The 18,183-nt window shown below is 63.0% G+C and carries 22 protein-coding genes and 3 tRNA genes; 10 read left to right on the forward strand and 15 right to left on the reverse strand.

All coding sequences use genetic code 11. The features are described from left to right. Positions 1-124 precede the first annotated feature (124 nt). The 3 genes from FNU79_RS00410 to FNU79_RS00420 all read left to right on the forward strand — a co-directional run bounded on the left by FNU79_RS00410 (position 125) and on the right by FNU79_RS00420 (position 3,222). Positions 125-2,536 (forward strand): phosphodiester glycosidase family protein, encoded by a 2,412-nt coding sequence (locus FNU79_RS00410; protein WP_143718977.1) that lies wholly within the window; start codon positions 125-127, stop codon positions 2,534-2,536. A gap of 69 nt (positions 2,537-2,605) precedes the next feature. Beyond that, positions 2,606-2,995, forward strand: coding sequence for a DUF3208 domain-containing protein (locus FNU79_RS00415; RefSeq protein WP_124870658.1), 390 nt, complete (start codon positions 2,606-2,608; stop codon positions 2,993-2,995). Next, on the forward strand, positions 2,992-3,222 hold the full coding sequence (locus FNU79_RS00420) for a hypothetical protein (protein ID WP_124870655.1): 231 nt from the start codon (positions 2,992-2,994) through the stop codon (positions 3,220-3,222). The genes FNU79_RS00415 and FNU79_RS00420 overlap by 4 nt, the downstream gene beginning before the upstream one ends. Before the next feature lie 3 nt (positions 3,223-3,225). Here the strand turns inward: FNU79_RS00420 and FNU79_RS00425 are convergent, their stop codons facing one another. Further along, on the reverse strand, positions 3,226-3,882 hold the full coding sequence (locus FNU79_RS00425) for a hypothetical protein (RefSeq protein WP_225429785.1): 657 nt from the start codon (positions 3,880-3,882) through the stop codon (positions 3,226-3,228). Between the two features lie 148 nt (positions 3,883-4,030). Between FNU79_RS00425 and FNU79_RS00430 the strand changes: the two genes are divergently transcribed. Beyond that, positions 4,031-4,106: transfer RNA gene (locus FNU79_RS00430), tRNA-Ala, on the forward strand. A 67-nt stretch (positions 4,107-4,173) separates the two neighbouring features. Here the strand turns inward: FNU79_RS00430 and FNU79_RS00435 are convergent. Genes FNU79_RS00435 through FNU79_RS00450 form a run of 4 tightly spaced genes read right to left on the reverse strand, consistent with a single transcriptional unit; the run spans position 4,174 to position 6,734 of the window. Next, the gene (locus FNU79_RS00435; protein WP_143718978.1) at positions 4,174-4,485 is read right to left on the reverse strand and encodes a hypothetical protein; all 312 of its coding nucleotides are present in this window, start codon (positions 4,483-4,485) and stop codon (positions 4,174-4,176) included. Continuing rightward, positions 4,482-4,976, reverse strand: a complete 495-nt coding sequence (locus FNU79_RS00440) for an acyl-CoA thioesterase (RefSeq protein ID WP_124870644.1) — start codon at positions 4,974-4,976, stop codon at positions 4,482-4,484. The genes FNU79_RS00435 and FNU79_RS00440 overlap by 4 nt, the downstream gene beginning before the upstream one ends. Before the next feature lie 60 nt (positions 4,977-5,036). Beyond that, a complete protein-coding gene (locus FNU79_RS00445; protein ID WP_124870640.1) occupies positions 5,037-5,459 on the reverse strand; it encodes a secondary thiamine-phosphate synthase enzyme YjbQ in 423 nt (140 codons plus the stop codon). Between the two features lie 33 nt (positions 5,460-5,492). After that, entirely contained in the window at positions 5,493-6,734 is a 1,242-nt protein-coding gene (locus tag FNU79_RS00450) for an MFS transporter (RefSeq protein ID WP_143718979.1), read from the reverse strand. Positions 6,735-6,853: 119 nt separating this feature from the next. Here FNU79_RS00450 and FNU79_RS00455 point away from each other — a divergent pair, with 119 nt between their 5' ends. Then, complete coding sequence (locus FNU79_RS00455) at positions 6,854-7,363, forward strand: MarR family winged helix-turn-helix transcriptional regulator (RefSeq protein WP_143718980.1); 510 nt, start codon at positions 6,854-6,856, stop codon at positions 7,361-7,363. Between the two features lie 13 nt (positions 7,364-7,376). On the opposite strand, the gene FNU79_RS00460 is transcribed toward FNU79_RS00455, so the two are convergent. From FNU79_RS00460 to FNU79_RS00480, 5 genes are all read right to left on the reverse strand, one after another. After that, positions 7,377-7,808, reverse strand: coding sequence for a hypothetical protein (locus FNU79_RS00460; protein WP_143718981.1), 432 nt, complete (start codon positions 7,806-7,808; stop codon positions 7,377-7,379). A gap of 32 nt (positions 7,809-7,840) precedes the next feature. Then, positions 7,841-8,110, reverse strand: a complete 270-nt coding sequence (locus tag FNU79_RS00465) for a hypothetical protein (RefSeq protein ID WP_225429786.1) — start codon at positions 8,108-8,110, stop codon at positions 7,841-7,843. Between the two features lie 23 nt (positions 8,111-8,133). Continuing rightward, entirely contained in the window at positions 8,134-9,030 is an 897-nt protein-coding gene (mqnP, locus tag FNU79_RS00470) for a menaquinone biosynthesis prenyltransferase MqnP (RefSeq protein ID WP_164473450.1), read from the reverse strand. A 116-nt stretch (positions 9,031-9,146) separates the two neighbouring features. After that, entirely contained in the window at positions 9,147-9,839 is a 693-nt protein-coding gene (locus tag FNU79_RS00475) for a c-type cytochrome (RefSeq protein WP_124870627.1), read from the reverse strand. Positions 9,840-9,940: 101 nt separating this feature from the next. Beyond that, positions 9,941-10,411, reverse strand: a complete 471-nt coding sequence (locus FNU79_RS00480; protein WP_124870624.1) for a SufE family protein — start codon at positions 10,409-10,411, stop codon at positions 9,941-9,943. A 133-nt stretch (positions 10,412-10,544) separates the two neighbouring features. Between FNU79_RS00480 and FNU79_RS00485 the strand changes: the two genes are divergently transcribed. Further along, positions 10,545-11,405, forward strand: a complete 861-nt coding sequence (locus tag FNU79_RS00485; RefSeq protein ID WP_143718982.1) for a sulfurtransferase — start codon at positions 10,545-10,547, stop codon at positions 11,403-11,405. 110 nt (positions 11,406-11,515) lie between these two features. On the opposite strand, the gene FNU79_RS00490 is transcribed toward FNU79_RS00485, so the two are convergent. After that, positions 11,516-12,508, reverse strand: a complete 993-nt coding sequence (locus FNU79_RS00490) for an NAD(P)/FAD-dependent oxidoreductase (protein WP_143718983.1) — start codon at positions 12,506-12,508, stop codon at positions 11,516-11,518. Between the two features lie 62 nt (positions 12,509-12,570). Between FNU79_RS00490 and FNU79_RS00495 the strand changes: the two genes are divergently transcribed. Further along, a complete protein-coding gene (locus tag FNU79_RS00495) occupies positions 12,571-12,924 on the forward strand; it encodes an MmcQ/YjbR family DNA-binding protein (RefSeq protein ID WP_143718984.1) in 354 nt (117 codons plus the stop codon). A gap of 201 nt (positions 12,925-13,125) precedes the next feature. Then, complete coding sequence (locus tag FNU79_RS00500) at positions 13,126-13,359, forward strand: hypothetical protein (RefSeq protein WP_143718985.1); 234 nt, start codon at positions 13,126-13,128, stop codon at positions 13,357-13,359. A gap of 74 nt (positions 13,360-13,433) precedes the next feature. Here the strand turns inward: FNU79_RS00500 and FNU79_RS00505 are convergent, their stop codons facing one another. The 4 genes from FNU79_RS00505 to rraA form a co-directional block, all read right to left on the reverse strand. Further along, the gene (locus tag FNU79_RS00505) at positions 13,434-14,630 is read right to left on the reverse strand and encodes an erythromycin esterase family protein (protein WP_185974564.1); all 1,197 of its coding nucleotides are present in this window, start codon (positions 14,628-14,630) and stop codon (positions 13,434-13,436) included. A 384-nt stretch (positions 14,631-15,014) separates the two neighbouring features. Beyond that, positions 15,015-15,091, reverse strand: a tRNA-Ile gene (locus tag FNU79_RS00510). 92 nt (positions 15,092-15,183) lie between these two features. Next, on the reverse strand, positions 15,184-16,338 hold the full coding sequence (argJ, locus tag FNU79_RS00515) for a bifunctional glutamate N-acetyltransferase/amino-acid acetyltransferase ArgJ (protein ID WP_143718986.1): 1,155 nt from the start codon (positions 16,336-16,338) through the stop codon (positions 15,184-15,186). Positions 16,339-16,476: 138 nt separating this feature from the next. Continuing rightward, complete coding sequence (rraA, locus tag FNU79_RS00520) at positions 16,477-16,974, reverse strand: ribonuclease E activity regulator RraA (RefSeq protein ID WP_143718987.1); 498 nt, start codon at positions 16,972-16,974, stop codon at positions 16,477-16,479. A gap of 110 nt (positions 16,975-17,084) precedes the next feature. Between rraA and FNU79_RS00525 the strand changes: the two genes are divergently transcribed. After that, positions 17,085-17,159: transfer RNA gene (locus FNU79_RS00525), tRNA-Asn, on the forward strand. Positions 17,160-17,292: 133 nt separating this feature from the next. After that, positions 17,293-18,183, forward strand: coding sequence for a tyrosine-type recombinase/integrase (locus FNU79_RS00530; RefSeq protein WP_225429787.1), 891 nt, complete (start codon positions 17,293-17,295; stop codon positions 18,181-18,183).

Consider the following 18,183-nt stretch of genomic DNA (forward strand, 5'->3'; position numbering starts at 1 on the left):
TGGGGCGTTCTTACAAGCGGCGCACAGAACTCCTTGCCTTAACTGGAGTGCCGAGTTCGGCGACCCTCATCTGCGGCCAGCGCCGTTCATCACCTTCCTTGGGCCAGCCGCTACACTGCCCAGCGTGAACCGCTTGCCCACTGCCGCCCGCCGCTCCGGCCTGTCTTCGTTCAGTGTGCGCCTCGCTGCGCTGCTTGCGCTGGCCCCACTGACGCTGGCTGCCGCCCGTCCGGTGGTCATCAGCGGCGTGCCGACCAGTCCGGTGATCGAAACCAAGCTGCTCGCAGGCTCAAAAGAAGGCCTGCCGATTTGGTTTTTGCCGCAGCTGGGCCTGCAAACCCGCAACAAGCCGCAGGACGTGTGGCTCAGCTACGGCCCGCGCAGTTTGCGCTACACGCCGCAGGGAGGCTGGGCAGCGTCCGGCTTCGCTCTGCCTGCGCCGCTGCCCGCCCCGGAGCGCTACGGCGCGGGCGGCAGCCTCCACGTGGGCCTAGACGTGCTGCGGGCGCTGGGTGTGCCGCTGGCGGGCAATGCCGAGCAGCTGGATGTGCGGGTGGTGCAGGCCGCCAGAGAAGTGCCGTTGCCGGTGCCGCAATTCGGCTTCAACTTGGCTCCGGCTCCGGCAACGCTCAAAGTGGTGCAGGCCGCCAAGGTGCAGGCGAGTCCAAAGCCGAGTGTGCCGAAACCCAGCACATCAAAACCCAGTGCGTCAAAACCTGACGTGGCGAAACCCAGTGGGGCAAAAATCAGTATCAATCCCACCGCGCTCAAAGCGGTTTCCGCGCCAACCAGCCCACCGCCAGTCAGCCCACCAAAGGCCGCGCCAGAGAAAGTCAAACCTGTGGTCAAGCTGCCCAGTCCGGTGAAGGCAAGTCCTGCTGTGGGCCATTCAGGTTCTGCAAGCCCCCTGGCTACGAGTCCACCGGTCACGAGTTCAACAGCCGTGAGTCCAATATCTGCGAGTCCGGCTGCCGTGAAAGCCGCCGTCAACAAAGCGGTCACCGAGGTGCTGGAACTGCGGGCCGAGGTCGCTCAAAAGCCTTCCTTGCGGAGTGCCAGTATCGAGCCGACACCAATCGCGCCGCCTGCTGGACTGCCTGCGCCTGTTCCAACCTCAATAACGCCGACCCCAGTGGCTCCTCCTCCAGTTGCGCCGACCACGTCCGCGCCGACACCCCTCCCGGCCCCCACCCCTCCCCCACTGCTCAGTGGCCCGAAGATCGTGGGAACGCGCTCCAGCCTCAGCACTGTCCGCAACATTCAGCTTCAGCGCCTGGTGATTGATCTGAGCGGGCCAGCCACGTACAGCGCCAAGAACGAGCGCGGCGGCGTGACCCTCTTTTTGCCGCAGGTGAGTGCCGACCCCAACGTGCAGACCCTAGACAGCGGCGATACCCTGACCCTCGCGCCCGATAGCAACGGCGTGACAGTGCGGCTGGATGCGGGCGGCGGCCAAAGCCAAGTCAGCGCCCTCAACGACCCTGACCGGATCGTGATCGACACGGCGACCAGCCTCAGCGCCGATGTGCCGCCGCCGATCAACCCGGACGCTTTGCCAATCGGCGTGAGCCTAAAGGCGTTCGGTGGCCTGTCACTGCTGAGCTTTGATCCGGCCCAGTTTACGCCGCGTGTGGTGGCCGCTCCGGTCGGCGTGGCCCTGAACGTCTCGGAGCTGGTGCGGCGGGTCGGCGGTGTGGCGGGCGTCAACGGCGGTTATTTTGATCCGCCCAGCAGCTTGCCGGTGGACTTCGTGGCGGCGGGCGGCAAGCTGCTGGCGGCCAGCTTGGAGCGGCGCGGCACGGTGGGCTTTAGCGAGGGCGGCACAACGCTGTTCGGGTTTCCGCGCCCACGCTACATGCTCACCGGCGCGTTCGGCTCGCTGATGGTCAACACTGTGACGGCCCGCCCCGCGCCCAAGCTGCTGACCGCCTTCGTCGGCGACGGCAAAACGGCGGTTGGCGGCGCGGGCCTCCTGACCCTGACCCTCAACGCGGCGGCGAGCGGCGTCAGCAAAGCTGAACTGGGCGGCGCGGTGCCAGTGGCGGGGCGCATCAGCCTCAGCTTTGATCCGGCCCGCTTTCCGCAGTTGCCGACGGCAGAGGGCAGCTCTATTCAGGCCACTCTCAATTACCAATCTCAAGAATGGCAGGGCGTCCGCGACGGCCTGAGCGCTGGCCCGATGCTGCTGCAAGGCGGCGAAATCGTGCTCAACCCAGAGCGCGAAGCCTTCAACGTGTTGACCGGGGTGTGGCGGCCCACCCGACAGGTGGCCTTTGCCATCTACAAGGGCCAGCCCACTCTGGCTTTTTTGGAATTTGGGACGCCCGAAACCTTTGCCCGCGCCCTGCACAACGTGGGCGTCACCGACGCGCTGCGCTTAGACAGCGGTTCGAGCGCCACCGTCTTCGTGTCGGGCGGGTATCTGGGCACCGGCGGCTACCTCAACACCGTCTGGAGCCGCCCGGTGCCCAACGCCATCGTCTTGGTGCCGACCAACAACACCGCCTCGCTCAAAGCAAGCAAAAACCTCAAATAAAGTTTTGGTTGGGTTGAGGCAAGTTACCCGTTGCCCCCACCTCCGCCGCCAAAACTGTAAACTGTGGAGGTGAGCAACTCTAACGCCCCTGCCGACGCCGCCGCGCACTCTGGACGGACGGCGGTGCGGCTTTTGCAAGGCTATCTGTGGCATCCCGGAGACGAAGACAACGAGACGTTTGAAGACTTTGATCTCGAAAACTACATGCCGCATGAACTCGGTGAAGCGCACGTGCTGTGGGACAAGGTCACGGCTCCCTTCGCCTTTTTTGAAAACGGCGAACCCACCGCTTCGCAGGCGTTTTACCAGTTCACCGTGCTGCAAATGTACGACGCCCGCCCCAGCGCCGAGAGCCTCAACGCCGACGCCCTCAGCGCTTCGCAAAGCCTCGGGCCGCTCCTAGACGCTACCCCCGAAGGTGTGGGCTGGCAGCTCTGGGAAGATTTGCGCGAACTATGAGCGAATCCGAGTTGCAGTGGCTCGATCTGTACGTGGAGGGCGATACCCACCCCCGCCGCTTTGACAAACCCGAATCGGTGCGGGCTTACCTGACCAAAGTGGAGCGCCTCGGTGAAGAAGGCATCAGCACACTGCTCGGTGCGGGCGAGGTGTCCCCGCCGCTGACCCGCCGCCGCTACTGGCTTGAGTTGCTGACCGTACCGACCCCGCCCGAACGGACAGCGTAAGCCTTACTCCCGAATCAACAACCCGCGCCGCGTCCAAGCTTGGAAGTTGAGCTGGCGCACCGTTTGAAAAGCCCGCATCCAATCTTGCTCGCCGCTCAGCTTTTGCCCTCGCCCATGCCGGACGGCGAGGTTGCGGTGGGCCGCCAAAAATTCGCTCAGCGGCGCACCGGGCAACAGGCGCACGTCGAGTTCCTCGCTACTCCCCGGCGAAAAAGGCAGGCCCGAGGTGCTGCTCAGCGACGCGGCGATGCCGCTGGCTTTGTCGCGGCTCAGCGTCACGGCCTGCACGAACGGCGGCAGGGCTGGGCCGCTGGGCGTCTCACTCCAGCGCAGCGAGAGGGCGGCGTCGTCGAGCAGGTAAGCGCGTTGGTGGCGGGCTTCGGGCAACTCCGGGGCGTAAAAGACCCCCAGCGGCAAAGCGCCCAGCCCCAGCAGTTCGCCGCCGAGCGCTTTGATGGCCCGCGACTGCTCCGGCGAGGCTCCCCAATCGCGCTCCTCCCGCACTTCAAAGCTCAAGTCGCCGCTGACCTCAGGGCCGGGAAAAGGTCGGCCCGCCAGCCGGGCGCTGCTGATGTCGGGGAGCAGGCGCTGGGCCGCCGCTTTGCCGAGCAGATGCTGCAACTCTTCAGCAGTGAGGGGAACAAGGTTGAGGTGAGGCACGATTCTAAAGCAGAGTTTAGCATTTGCGTCTGGTGAGTCTGTGCAGAGCCGTCAGCGTTCGTCTGTGAAGGGTCGGTGTTGACAGAGCGCCGAGACGCTGCTAACCTACTTAAGCCTGAAAACAGGCAGGAGCAGGACAAAAATGTGTGGGGCCATGGCGCAGCTGGGAGCGCGTCTGAATGGCATTCAGAAGGTCAGCGGTTCGATCCCGCTTGGCTCCACCAAAGAGAAAGAAGAAAGACCCCGTCAAGTGCGGGGTTTTTTCATTGCTTGTTGATGAGTTTGGATTGATCAGGCTGGCCAGTCCGTTCCGTCTTGATCGGCTTCGGCGCTGAGGCGGTCGAGGAGGTCGTCGGCTTCCTGCTTTTGCACCTGCGGCACGTACAAGCCCACGTCGCCCATATAGCCGCCGGTTTCAATTTCGATGACCGGCGAGGCCATCACCCACTGAAACGGCGTGCGAACCACGCTGACGATGCCGTGGGCGCTCAGGGTGCGGCGCACGCTCTCGGCAATCAGGCGCGGCAAGGTGTCGAGGCGCACCCACACGTCGCCCTGATACATCACTTGATCGCCATTGGCGCTGAGGTCGCCGCCGGTCATGGCCGACCACTCACCGATACTGTGGGAGACGACACGGTGAGAGACAACTCAGCCGCAAAGTAAGTCGCCAGCGCCGCTTTGGTGGCTGGGCTGAGCGGCACTGGGCGCATGTCGGACTCCACCTGCACCTGCACGCTGCGGGCCTCTAGGGCCACTTCGCCGTCCGCGAGGAGGCGCGAGGCATAGGCCCAACTGCTGCTCCCAAAGCGGGTGACGACGGTTTGAATCTCGACTTGCTGGCCGAGCTTGACTTCCCGGCGGTAATCGAGTTCTAAGCGGGCCAGCACCACTTTGAGGCTGGTCAGGTTCACCGAGGCGGTCAGCGCCAGCCGCGAGCTTTCCAAATACACCGCGTAGGCCGCGTTGTTGATGTGTCCCATTTGATCGGTATCAGAAAAGCGCAGTTGAATGTGGGTGTAGTGGGCGGCGGAAAAATCAAGCGCCGAGAGCTTGAGGGCCGATAAATCGGGGAAAGCGGGCAGGGCAGTCATGGCTTTACTGTAGTGCAGCTCTTTGAGCGCTGGCCAAGGTGGCTTCCAAGAGCAGCAGTTCTACTTCTCCCCCGTCAGCGTCAGCAGGAGCCTGCGCGGCCCGCCTCGGTCGCGGTGTTCACACAGATAGATGCCTTGCCAGGTGCCCAGCGCCAGCCGCCCAGCCCGTACCGGCAGGCTCAGGCTCGGCCCCAGCAAGCTGGCCTTGATATGGGCGGCCATGTCGTCGTCGCCTTCCAAACGGTGCTCGAAGTCGGCCCAGCCGTCCGGCACGCTTTGATTGAAATAGCGCTCGAAGTCGCGCCGCACATCCGGCGAGGCGTTTTCATTCAGCGTCAGCGAAGCGCTGGTGTGCTGGATAAACACGTGCAGCAAGCCCACTTTGAGGCCCGCCATTTCCGGCACGGCGCTCACCACCTCGCGGGTCACCAAATGGAAGCCGCGTGGATACGGGCGCAATGTCAGTTCGGTTTGATGCCACATCTTCAGCAGAGTAGTGCAGCGGCCCAGCTTGTTTCAGCGCTCCGACAGCCGCCGGTACACCCTTGGGGTCAGCAAGCCGACCAAGAGCAGGCTCAGGGCAATCAGGGTCATGCCCCAGCGTAGGCTGCTGAGCTGCGAAACGAAGCCGATCAGCGGCGGGCCAGTCAAGAATCCCGCATAGCCGATGGTGGCGACCCGCGCGATGCCGTGCCCGGCCAGCACCTTGCCCACCGTGCCGTAGAGGACTGGCACCACGTTGGCGACCCCCAGACCAAATACCAAGCTGCCCAGCACCATCAGGGAGGGGTTGAGTGTCAGCAGGCCCGCGCACAGGCCCGCGCCGCTCAGCAGCGCTCCCGTCATCACCACCCGCTGATCGCCGTAACGGCTGCGCCAGCCGTCCCCGAAAACGCGCCCCACCGTCATGGCCAGCGTGAAGGCGGTGTAAGCCGCGCCCAGCGCCGCGCCCGAGAGGCTTAGCACCTGCTTGGAATACAGCCCGCTCCAATCGCCCAGCGACCCCTCGCCCATCATCCCCAAGAAGCACAGCAGGCCCAGCATCCAGATCAGGGTGTTGGGGTTGGAGGGATTCACGCTGGAAGAGTTGGCCGGTGCAGCTTGGGAAGGAGCGTACTCAGGCGGCGCGTCCGGCTCCGGTTCACGGTCTGGTTCATCGGCGCGTTTGGGGAGCAGCTTTGCTCCGGCCAGCAGCACCACCGCGCTCATGCTCAGGGTAATCAGCAGGGCGTGGCTGACACTGCCCAGATGCCAGCCGAGCAGCAGGCTGCCCAGCCCCGCACCGGCGAGGTTACCCAAGCTGTAGGCGGCGTGGAAGCTGGACATCACCGGCTTTGCCAACCAGCGCTCAACGGCGACGCCCTGCGCGTTCATGGCCACGTCCATCACGCCGTTGCCCGCGCCGAGCAGGCTCAGGGCCGCAAACAGCAGCCACAGATTCGGTGCGAGAAACGGCAGGATCAGGGCAAGCATCATCAACACGCCCGCCGTGACGGTGACGCGGCGGGTACCGTAGCGGGCAGCGAGGTGGCCCGTTTGCGGCATGGCCAACAAGCTGCCCACCGACATGCCCAGCAGGGCGATCCCGACGGTGGCGGGCGAAAGTTGCAGCGCTCCTTGCACACTCGGCACCCGCACCACCCAAGTGGCCATCACCATTCCGTTGGCAAAGAAAACGGCGCTGGTGGCCCAGCGGGCGCTGAGCGCCTGAGCTTTGGATACGGCGGGTTGAGAGGTGGTCGGCAGGGTGAGGCTCACCCCAGCATCCTGACAGGTTCAGCCGCTGTGAGGGCCCAAAGGCGTTGCTCAACCGCTCTTTCACAGCAGACTGACCGGGAAACGTACCGGGGGCAAGAGCGCTTGATATAACCAGCAGCATGTCTTCTACGCCCAAACTGCTCAGCCGCATTCAAGCCGATTGGCAGCGGGTACGCCCCGGCCTAGACGCCGCCCCGATGCTGACGTATTTGCTGGTGAGCCGCCTTCAGGCCGCGCTCGCCAAGCAAGTCGAACGCACCCACCGGCATTCGGGCCTCAACGCCGCCACCTGGGACCTGCTGATGACCCTGCGCCGCAGCGCCCCCGACGAGGGTCTGACGCCCGCCGAACTGGCCCAGCTCACCGCCCTGACCGGGGCCAGCATCACCAACCGGATTGACAACCTCAGGGCGCGGGGCTTGGCCGAGCGCCGCACCAATCCTTTAGACCGCCGCAGCGCGTTCGTGCGCCTGACTCCGGCGGGGCGGGCGCTGGCCGATGAACTGCTTCCCATTCACCTCGCCAACGAAACGGCCATCTTCGAGGTGCTGGACGACCAAGACCGCGCCGACTTGCAGCGGCTGGCCTTCAAGCTGCTGGAGCCGCTGGAGCGCGGAGAAGAAGGGTAAAGGGGGAGTATCTCTAATGCGCCAAAAAGCCGTGCAGCGGCGGCTGCGTCTCAAAGCTCAGCCAATCGCCGGCCTCCAGCTCCGGCAGCGGCGTGAAGCTCGACAGCACCAGCGGCAAGCGGGCCTGCACCACCACCGTGAAGCGCGAGGCCAGCCGCGTGATCTGGCCGACGCCTTCCATACCGGAAATGCCCACCGCCGCCAACTTGGTTAAGGGTTCAGGGACGCTGGCCAGCTTGGCAAAGCGGGCGAAGGTGCCGTGAACGATCACGCGGGCCGCGCCGGGTTTGGCGGTGTACGGCCCAGTCCGGTCAAACAGGTACAGCGTGCGGCCCCCCGACACGAATTCCATCAGCGGGCTGCCTTCGGGCTGCGGGTAAAGCTGACCCTCGGCGGCGTCGGCTTCAAAGCGTGAGACGAAGTCCTCGACGGACGTTTCCAACATGTTAGGAGTCTAGCGTCTGGGGAGCGCCGAATTCAGTCTCCGGTCAGCGCGTCCAGCGTCGGCATGGGCCAGCCGAAAGCTTCCAACAGCGCATCGGCCCGATCTAGGGCGAAGGTGCCTTCCACTTCGCGCTGAAGGTGAATCAGCACCAGGCCGGTCAGCCGCTCTAGGTAGGCCCACTGCGCCGACTGCGCCGGCTGCCCGTCACGGGCGCGGCGCAGCAGCGTGAGGGCCTGCTGGTCTTCGCCGGCGGCAAACGCCTCGGACGCCGCTGAAGGCACCAGTGAAGCGGCGGCGGTCAACTCAGCCCACCCCAACCCCATTTTCAGCGCAGTGTCCGCCACGCCACGTCAATCACCACACCCGCCAGCATGGTCAGGGCCAGCCACATGTTGGCGTCAAAAAAGGCGACGTTGGCTTTGGTCAGGTCGTTGGGATTGACCAAGCGGTGTTCATACAGCAAAATCGCGCCCATTGCGCCCGCCGCCAGAAAGTACCAAAAGCTGGTGCCCAGCACCACGCCCAGAGCGATCAGCAACGCGAACGTCAGCGCGTGGCTGACTGCGGCGATCTTGAGGGCCGCTGGAATTCCGAAGCGGGCGGGGATGCTCTTGACATTGTTGGCGCGGTCAAAGTCGTAATCCATCGTCGCGTAGATCACGTCCAGGCCCACCATCCAGAAGATGACGATGGCCCACAAGATCCACGCGCCCGCGCCAAAGTGGCCGGTCACGGCGATCCAGCCGCCCGCCGCCGCCGCGCCGTCGGTGACGCCCAGCCAGACATGGCACAGCCACGAAAACCTCTTGATGTACGGATAGCCGATCAGAAAGGCGGCGGCGAGTGGGAGCAGCGCCAAGCACAGCGGATTGAGCTGGGCCGCCGAGAACGTCATCACCACCAAGCTGATGATCACCAGCCCCCACGCCTGTGCCGGAGACACTTTGCCGCTGGGCACCTCGCGGCCCGCTGTGCGCGGGTTCCCAGCGTCGATGGCCCGGTCGATCACCCGGTTTGCGCCCATCGCGGCGGTTCTGGCTCCGGCCATCGCTAGCGTGACCCAGATCAGGGTGCTGAGGCCCGGCCAGCCGTTTCCGCGCAGTTCCTGAGCCGCCAGCAGCATTCCGGCGTAGGCGAACGGCAGCGCGAAGACGGTGTGCTCGAACTTGACCAGCGACAAGTACGTTTTGAGTGTGGGGCGGGCAGAACTGGGGGCGCTCACAATGCGGCCATGCTACACCCGCCCCAAGGGGCAAGGGCGCATGAAGGCACAAAACGTGGGGGGCTGGGAGAAGGGCCGCCGGATGGCCTCCTCCCCTGTCTCCTTTCTAAAATCCCTTACTTGCCTGCGCCCATGCTGCTGAGGTAAGCCGTCACGGCGCTCAGTTCGTCGTCGGTCATCTGGGCGGTGACGATGTGCATGGCGTTGGGGTAGGCCAGCTTGTAATCTGGCACGCTCTTGAATTCATTCAGCACTTCCAGGGTGTATTTGGGAGACTGGTGGGTGATGCTGGCGACGTGCAGGTAATTAGAGCCTCGCCCATTCGCGCCGTGACAGACCACGCAGGCCGTGACATTGCGCCCGACGATGCCGTTGTCGTAAATCTGCTCGCCCTTGGCCTTCAGCGCGGCGTTGGCGTCCCAGGCTCCACGCGGCGTTTGCTGGGCGTAGTAAGCTGCCAAATCCACGATGTCCTGATCACTCAGGTTGGCGGCGATGGCCTGCATGATCTGGCTGGGGCGCAGCTTGGCCCGGAAGGCGGCCAGTTGCAGCGTCGTATAGCTGGGAATCTGCCCACCCAGCGAGGGTTTGTCCGACTCTGTACTGTGACCCATCGGGCCGTGACAGCCCTGACAGCTTTTGGTCAGCGTCTCGCCGCGTTGGGCATTGGGCGGGCCAGCCTTGATGGCCAGCGGATCGCCCGCCGGTGGGGCATTGGTGCTTTGGCTGTGGGCGGTACTCAGGCCCACAGCGAGGGCAGAGAGCGTGAGAACAGGAAGCCAAAAAGCAGCGCGGGGCAATCGGCTCATGGGAAGTTCCTCCGCTTCTTAGCGTAGTCCCATCAAGCTCACCTTTGATGCTTTAGGCCGCCGCCCTCTCCATGAATGAATGTCAGATTAACTACACTGTCTCAGTTGGCGGGTACGGCTTCTTCCTGTGGCTGGCCCTTGTCACTGCGTACTTCGTTTTTGAGGCGCATCAAAATTGCGCCCATACCGCGCAGGCGCATCGGGGTAATCAGTTCGCTCAGGCCCATGTCCATATAAAATTGATCGGGAATATTCAAAATCTGCTCGCGGGTCGCTCCGGCCAGTCCTTCCGACAAAATGCCCGCGTAGCCGCGCACGGTGGGAGCCTCGGCAGGCACCTTGAAATACATCTGCACGCCTTCACCGTCATTTTCGGTGACCAGAAAAAAGGGTGAGGCGCATTCCGGTACCGGCTGCATAAATTCGGGATGCTGGGCGTACTTCTCCGGCAGGGCGGGCAGCTTTTTGCTGTATTCCAGCAAAGCTTGGAGCCTGAGCGGCTTGGGAGCGCTGCGAAACAGGGTCACGATCTCCTGCAACTTTTCGGGCAAGGCGGGGGTCGGCTCATTCATGGTTTCAGTTTACTGTCCCCGCTCTTGCCCGCATGGTAACGCCCGACCAGTTGACAGGTTTTGTCAATTAAGCCAGAATCCCACTATCAAGGCGCGAAGAAAGCCGACACTAAAGAGCACAAGGAGAACGCAAATGGAATATGTAAAAGATGTACTGGTCAGCACCGATTGGGTGGCCGAACACCACAAAGACGCGGGCGTGCGATTGATCGAAGTCAACGAAGACATCTTGCTGTTTGAAACCGGCCACATCGAGGGAGCGGTCAAGGTGGATTGGCAAGGCGACTTCTGGGAACCGGTGATGCGCGAGTTTATCTCTGCCGAGCAGCTTTCCGCGCTTCTGGGCCGTCTGGGTCTCAAAGACGGCGACACCCTGATTCTCTACGGCGACAAAAGCAACTGGTGGGCTTCGTATGCCTACTGGTTTCTGAGCTACAACGGCGTCAAGAACCTCAAGCTGATGAACGGGGGCCGTCAGAAATGGGTGGCCGAGAACCGTGAACTCGTCACCACGCCCACCGAAGTCGCGCCCAGCCCTTATCCGGCACTCAAGCGCGACGAGTCTTTGCGGGCTTACCGCGAAGAAGTCAGAGCGCACATTGAGAAAGTGCAGGCGGGACAAGGCGCACTCGTGGATGTCCGCAGCCCCGACGAGTTTTCCGGCAAAGTCACCCACATGCCCGCGTATCCGCAAGAAGGCGTGCTGCGCGGCGGTCACATCCCCGGTGCCCGCAGCATTCCCTGGGCCAAGGCCACCAACGAAGACGGCACCTTCAAGAGCGCCGACGAGCTGAGCGCCCTCTACGGCGGCGAAGGCGTCACGCCTGACAAAGACGTGATCGCCTACTGCCGCATCGCTGAGCGCAGCAGCCACTCGTGGTTCGTGCTGCGCGAGTTGCTCGGCTACCCCAAGGTTCGCAACTACGACGGCTCGTGGACCGAGTGGGGCAACGCGGTGGGTATGCCGATTGAGAAGACCTACCAAGACGCCTGAGAATACATGTAGAGAGGGAGACGGCCGAGCTGTTCGGGCCAGTCTCCCTCTTTTTTGTGGGTTTAATGGTTTGGGCAAAGCGGTTTAACAACCGCCGCAAGCCAACTGGCTCAAACCCGCTCGGCCAGTGCCCAGCCGCTGAGCAGCGCCGCCTCCATGCGCGGGCCGTGTTCGTCGCTGCGGCACCAATCGCCGCACCAGCCAAGCCGCTGATCCGGCAGCCAGCCGCACGCTTCCGCGAAGCGCTGATCTGGTGTGGCGTAGCGCCAGCGGTGGGCAAAGCTGCCCAGCACTTCAAAGTCGCCGACGATCTCCCGGGCCGCTTCGAGCAGCAGGGCCGTGACTTGCTGCGGCGAGTCTTCGAGGTGCTGAACACTCCAATCGGCGCGGGCGTGCAGCATCAGCGAGGGCGGGTTGGGCCCGGACAAACTGAGCCGTTTGGTGTGTTCGCGGGCCACCCATTCCAGCGCCGGATGGTTGCTGACGCGCAGAGCAGGCCAATTAACTTCAAGGTCGGCTGCTAGCGCCACGCCTACTGCCCAGCACGGCTGAAAAGTGACGGCGCTCAGCGTCCCAGTCTGATCTTGTTCTCCCAGCAGGGCGGCGAGTTGCGGGGCGGGCGCGTTGAGTAGCAAGGTCTTCGCTCCAAACATTTGCCCGTCGGCGCTGTGGAGTTGCCACTGTCCGTCACGCCGCTCAATTTGGGTGATCTGGACGCCCGTTTTGACGTCCAGTCCCTCGGCCAGCGCTTTGCCGATGTCGCTCATGCCCGCCGCGCCCACATAGCGTGGGTGGCCGTCTGGAGCGGCGATCAGGCGGCCCTCCTTCCATTCGGGAACGCTGCGTGTCCACTCGCTGAGCCAGCCCGCTTCCAGCCCCTCGCTGACCAGCGCATGTGTGCGGGCGTGCCGAGCGGTCATAAAGCGTGCGCCGTGATCCAAGCGCAGCCCCTCACCGTGTGAATCTTTAAAGCGTTTGGTGGCGGCTCGGCCCGACACGCCCCGCGATTTGTCGAGCACCTGTACGCGCATTCCAGCAGCGGCCAGATCACGCGCCGCTGCCAGTCCGGCGACGCCTGCGCCCAATACCAAGAAGTCCGTCATGCGCCGAGTGTAGCGGGGCCAGACCCACGCAACTGCAAGCCAAATGCGGGCACAATCAAGCCATGAAGTCTGTCACCGCTCTCCGTGAAGCCTGCGCCGCGCTGCCGCAGTCACAGGAAACCTTCCCGTTTGGCCTAGATACTCTGGTGCTGAAAGTGGGCGGCAAGATGTATGCCCTGTGCGGCCTGGACGCCGAATCGCCGACCCTCTCGCTGAAAGTGCGGCCTGAGCGCGGCGACGAGTTGCGGGCGGCGCACTCGGCCATCACGGCGGGGTACCACCTCAACAAGCGCCACTGGATCACGCTGCCCCTCGGTGGCCTGCCGGATGACCTCAGTGGCGAGCTGCTGCGGGCCAGTTACGCCTTGGTGGTGAAGGGACTGACCAAAGCGCAACGGGCCGAGTTGGGGCTTTAAGGCGCGGTGAGGGTGGTGGTGCCGAGATACACGGAGGACAGATTGAATTGATCGGGAGTCTCATGCCCAGCAGAATGCTCAGGTGAATTTCCTATGGTTACACCACGTGCTCGGTTACGTGTGAAGGCGTTCAAGTTTCGCCCAAACTTGGCCCAATCTGCGTCTGACATTGGCCCTGACCGGCGGGGCGCATGATGAGCCATGCCCAACGAGAAAGATTTGAATATTGATCTCAACACGCTGGCCGCCGTTCCCCGCCCCGCTGAAGAAGAGCAGCCTGCCGAGCAGGGGCCCGCACCCAGCCAACTGCCTCCAGCCCCGCACCTTCAGCCCATTCACCCCCACGAGCATCTGGACGCCGAGCAGGTCGAGCACTTGATGGGTGACGAGGACGCTGAGCAAGGCGCAGAGCGAACTGAGGCCGAAGCGCCCTGAACAACAGCTTGGGCCGGCGGCAGTGTTTGGACGGCCCGAATCCGCTGGACAGAATCTCGTCACCCGTGCCCTCTTCATTCCTGAGCAGGAACCGGCAAGAAAAGCACTCCGTCGCTCTGTGGGAGGCGTTCAAGGGACAAGGGAGAACTGGCGGCGTTCTTTTCTGCTTTCCTCTGCTGGCCTGCTGACAGGAGGGGCGTCAGCGCTGGGGCGGCGTACAAGTGTGGGGTCACTGGCTCTGGGTAAGGTGCGGGCAGACCCAGGTTCGTCCCGCTGGCCATGCCGATAAAGGCGTACTGCTGGCCCCAGTGGGCGGCCAGATGCGCTCCGGCGGGCCACCAGTCGGCGTTCATGCTGTCCATTCTGATCTGGCTGGCTCCGCGCTGAAGATGCGAGCTGTGGGCAAAGACCAGCGTGGGGCCGCGTGGCCGTTCCTGCTCGGCGATGGCGGTCAGGTTTTCGGCCATCATCGCGTCCCGCAGTCCCAAGAGCTGTGAAATGCGCTGCGGTGACGAACTGGCAAGGACGGCGTGATAACGCAGCAGACCCAGAGCCGTTCGGGCGCTCAACTGCGCTTGCCAAACTTGGTCTGGACAGATGCCGTCCTGCGCCGCGAGGCCGGGAAGCTGGGTATCTAAAAAGGCCAGCAAATCATCGGTCAGCACCCGCAGTTGCCGGGCGTCCTGTGTGGCCCCGACCGACTGGCTGGGGTTCATGGCGGCGGCAGGGTTGGTCCAGCGGGCGTCGTCTCCGCAGCGTTGTTCGAGGGTACCCCGGTCAACCGGCAGGTGGGCGAAGTGCCGCGCCAGAAACGCGTGGAGACCGAGCAGGGCGTGGCGCGGGCTGGCCGCCCACAGGTTCTCGATAGGAGGATCAAAGCCGTAAAACCTCACGCCCCGTGCTTCAGGGCGCTCAGCATTGATGCCCCGCATCCAGGCCAGCAGGTCGCGATTGGCTTTGATCTGGCCGAAGCCGTGGCTGAAGCCGCCCTCCATCACTTGATCCAGCGTGCCTTGACCTGAAGTGACGTAGGCGCTGGCCCGCATTCCGGCAAACACGTCGCTCTCGATGGCAATCGAGCAAAATCCCTGCGTTTTTACCAACGACTCGAAGACGCGGTTGCGCCAAACGGGGAAGGCCTCGACACCGTGGGTCGGCTCTCCCAAGCCCAGAAGCTGTGGGCGGGCGGGCAAGCTGGCCAGAAAAGCGCTGAGGGCCGCGTCCGGCTCGGTCATGTCCCAGCCGATCTGAAGAGGTATACGGTTTGTCATGGTGGGTTCCTTTGCCGCCGTGAAGTTGCTGCGACCCCTTCAGCATTCCTGTGCAGCATGTGAGAAGGTTTACGGAAAAGCATTCATTTATTCTTAAGATTCTGAAATTCAGGTCAGTGACGCTGCCTCTCTCAGTCAGGTCGCCCAGCCGCTCGAAAGTGCTCCAGCTTGGTTCGGGTCACCCCGTGGAAGCTCAGTGTTGCCTTGCCGCGCACCACGACTCGCAGGTGACATAAGAATCTGTCCCGAAGATCGGTAGGGCTGGGCAGCTCTCGGCGACGTGTTTTGGCGTGTGGCAAGAGAGCACGGTCACTGCCGCTCAAACTCAGTCCACCATTTCCGAAGCAACAAAAAAACCCCGTCTAAGACGAGGCTGGGTCTAGTTGGTGCGGATGCCCAGACTTGAACTGGGGACCTCACGCTTATCAGGCGTGCGCTCTAACCAACTGAGCTACACCCGCGCACCGCTCATGCTCCGGCCAAAGCCTTCACAAGCGGTAGGTAGCTTATCAGCGGCCCTACGGGCTGTCAAGAAGCCGGGCCGCCGCCGCACTCAAGTCGTGTAATCGGCGTTGATCCGCACGTAGTCGGCGCTGAGGTCGCAGCCCCACGCTTCGCCCTTACTCTGGCCCACGGCGAGGTCGATTTCAAAAACGACTTCCTCGGCGTTCATGGCCTTAGAAACGGCCACGGCGTCGTACTGAAGCGGCTGGGCGTGAAAGACTGGCACGCCCTGCACGCCCACTCGCAGGTTATCGAGGTTGAGTCTGGCTCCGCTGCGGCCCAGCGCGGCAATCACCCGGCCCCAGTTGGGATCGCGGCCATGCACCGCACTTTTGAGCAGCGCACTTCCGGCACAGGTGCGGGCCGCCAACAGCGCGTCGGCCTCGGTGCCCGCGCCAGTCACTTTGACAGTCAGCAGGGTGGTCGCGCCCTCGCCGTCGCGGGCGATTTCGCGGGCCAGGTCGCGCATAACTTCTTCCAAAGTCGCCAGAAACTCGGCGGTATCGGCAGCGCCCGCTTCCGCGTTGCACAGCACCGCCGCCATGTCGTTGGTGGAGGTGTCGCCGTCCACCGTTACGGCATTGAAGGTGCGGGCCACAATCGCCGGAAAGGCCGCCCGCAGCGCTGCCTGATCAATCGCCGCGTCGCTGTAGACGAACGAGAACATGGTGGCCATATCAGGGTGAATCATGCCGCTACCCTTGGCTACGCCCACGATACGCTGCCCGCCCGACAGGGTGCGCTCCGCGATCTTGGGGCGGGTGTCGGTGGTCATGATCGCCTGCGCGTGAATGTCCACGTCTCCTTGTACTTCGCTGGCCAACTTTGGGACGCCGCTGCGCACTTTGTCCATCGGCAAGCGGTGACCGATGATGCCGGTGGAAGCGCTCAGCACGCTTTCTGGGGTGATATCGAGTGCTCCGGCCAGCAGCTCGCTCATCTCGGTGTTGTCTGTGGCTCCGCCCTCACCTGTGGCGGCGTTGGCGACCCCCGAGTTGACCAAAATGGCCCGCAGCGGCAGGCCCGCGTCGTAGAGCTGCCGGGCGCGGGTCACGCAGGCGGCGGCGGCAGCGCTGCGCGTTCCGGCAAAGGCCCAGACGCACGGCGTGCGCGACACCACGGCGGTGAGGTCGAGCTTGCCGCTGGGCTTGATTCCGGTAGCGAGGGCGGCGGTCTGAAAGCCTTGGGGGAGGGAGGTCGTCATGGAAATGAGTCTAAGCGCTAGGCCAGCGGGCCGTATAGGCTATTTTGGTTTGATTATCCGTTGCCTAGAGCATCTGCCCGAGCCCGCTCACCTCTACGGCGCGGGAATGAGTCGGGGCAATAGAAGTGGGCCGAGCCGCTACTCTCTGCTCCCGGTCAGGTGCAGCTCGCTGGCCGACACCAACAGGCCGTCCTCATCGGCGTAGAGCCAGTCGCCAGGCTCAATGTGGAGTCCGGCAAATTCCAGCGCTCCACCGCGTAGCCCCCCGCCCCGCTTCTCGCTGCGGCGGGGATGGGTGCCCAGCGCCTTGACGCCCAGCTTTTGCCCGCCGAGCTCAGCGGTGTCGCGCACGCAGCCGTGCAGGACCACGCCCGCCCAGCCGTTTTGCACGCCCAGGTGGGCCAGTTGGCCGCCCACCAAAGCGCAGTTCAGCGAGCCGCCCGCGTCGACGACCAGCACCCGGCCCTCGCCCGGCGTTTGCAGTTCAGCCCGCACCAAGCTGTTGTCTTCCTCCACTTTAAGGGTCATAACCCTGCCGCTAAAACGGATAAGGCCGCCGTAATCGCGCCATACAGGAGCAGAAACTTGCACAGCGGGAAAGGCGTCGCAGAGGTCGGCCGTCGCGTAAGAAGACATGCGCCCAGCCTAGCGCCTGACTGGGCACGCCGCAGGGCGGGGACTTGCACCTTTTGCCCAGGACTGCTATCCTTCCTGTCGCTGAAGTTGTGTCCTGCTTCAAGCGGTGTTCGGCAGTAGCTCAGTGGCAGAGCGTTCGACTGTTAATCGAATGGTCGTAGGTTCGACCCCTACCTGCCGAGCCAGATCAAAGAGACCTCGTTTATGACGGGGTTTTTTCGTTTTGAGGCGAGGCTACACACGAGGATTTTTGAGCGTGCTGAGCTGTAATCATTCGCTCTCCGAGTTACCAAAACAACGTCAGAAAGGAGTCGTGTGATGATGACCACCGATGAACTCTGGCAGCAGTTTTTCTACCATCTCAAGGTCAAGCGGAGAAGCAAGGCCACGATGAAGTACTACGAGTGTACCCAGCGGGTCTTCGGGCGCTACCTCGCTGCACAGGAACTTGAGAATTCAACCCTCTCTGTCCTCCACCTCCGTGGATTCCTGCTCTCCCTTGAAGAAAAAGGGTTGGCTCCAGGTGGGATTCACGGACATGGCAGAGCCATACGGGCATTATTCAATTGGGCCTCAGAGGAAGAATTGATTCCTCACAACCCAGCAAAACGGCTTGGCTTACCGTCTCTCCCTAAAGAGCGCCATCCTACGGTCACGAATGAAAGAGTAAAGCAGCTCCTTTCCTCGTGTAAGGCATCAGAACAGCCCAGCAGAGACGTTGCCCTAGTACTTACCCTTTTCGATACTGGCATACGTCTACAGGAACTCACAGAGCTGAAGCTTGAGGATTTGCTCTTCGAGAGAGGTTTACTGCGGGTGATGGGCAAAGGGAGCAAGGAAAGGTTTGTCCCAATTGGAGCCAGAACGATGCAGGCTGTTACCAATTATCTCCGCAAGGAAAGGAAGCCTAACCACGCTGGGGTAAGGCATACCTTCCTCAGCCGAACGGGGCAACAACTCACAAAAAGTGGTGTCGGTATCCGACTTGCAAAACTAGGAAAGTCTCAGAGCATGGAGCGAGAAGACACGGCTCCTCATGCCTTTCGTAGAGGGTTTGCCGTTGAGTTTCTCAGGAACGGTGGTGATGTGTTTACCTTGCAGCAAATTATGGGACACACCAATCTGGAGATGACACGGCGCTACGTGAATTTTTTAGACGATGACCTAAAAACGGCTCACCTTCGATTCTCTCCAGTTGACAGACTGTAA

The organism is Deinococcus detaillensis (assembly GCF_007280555.1).
Taxonomy (GTDB): Bacteria; Deinococcota; Deinococci; order Deinococcales; family Deinococcaceae; genus Deinococcus; species Deinococcus detaillensis.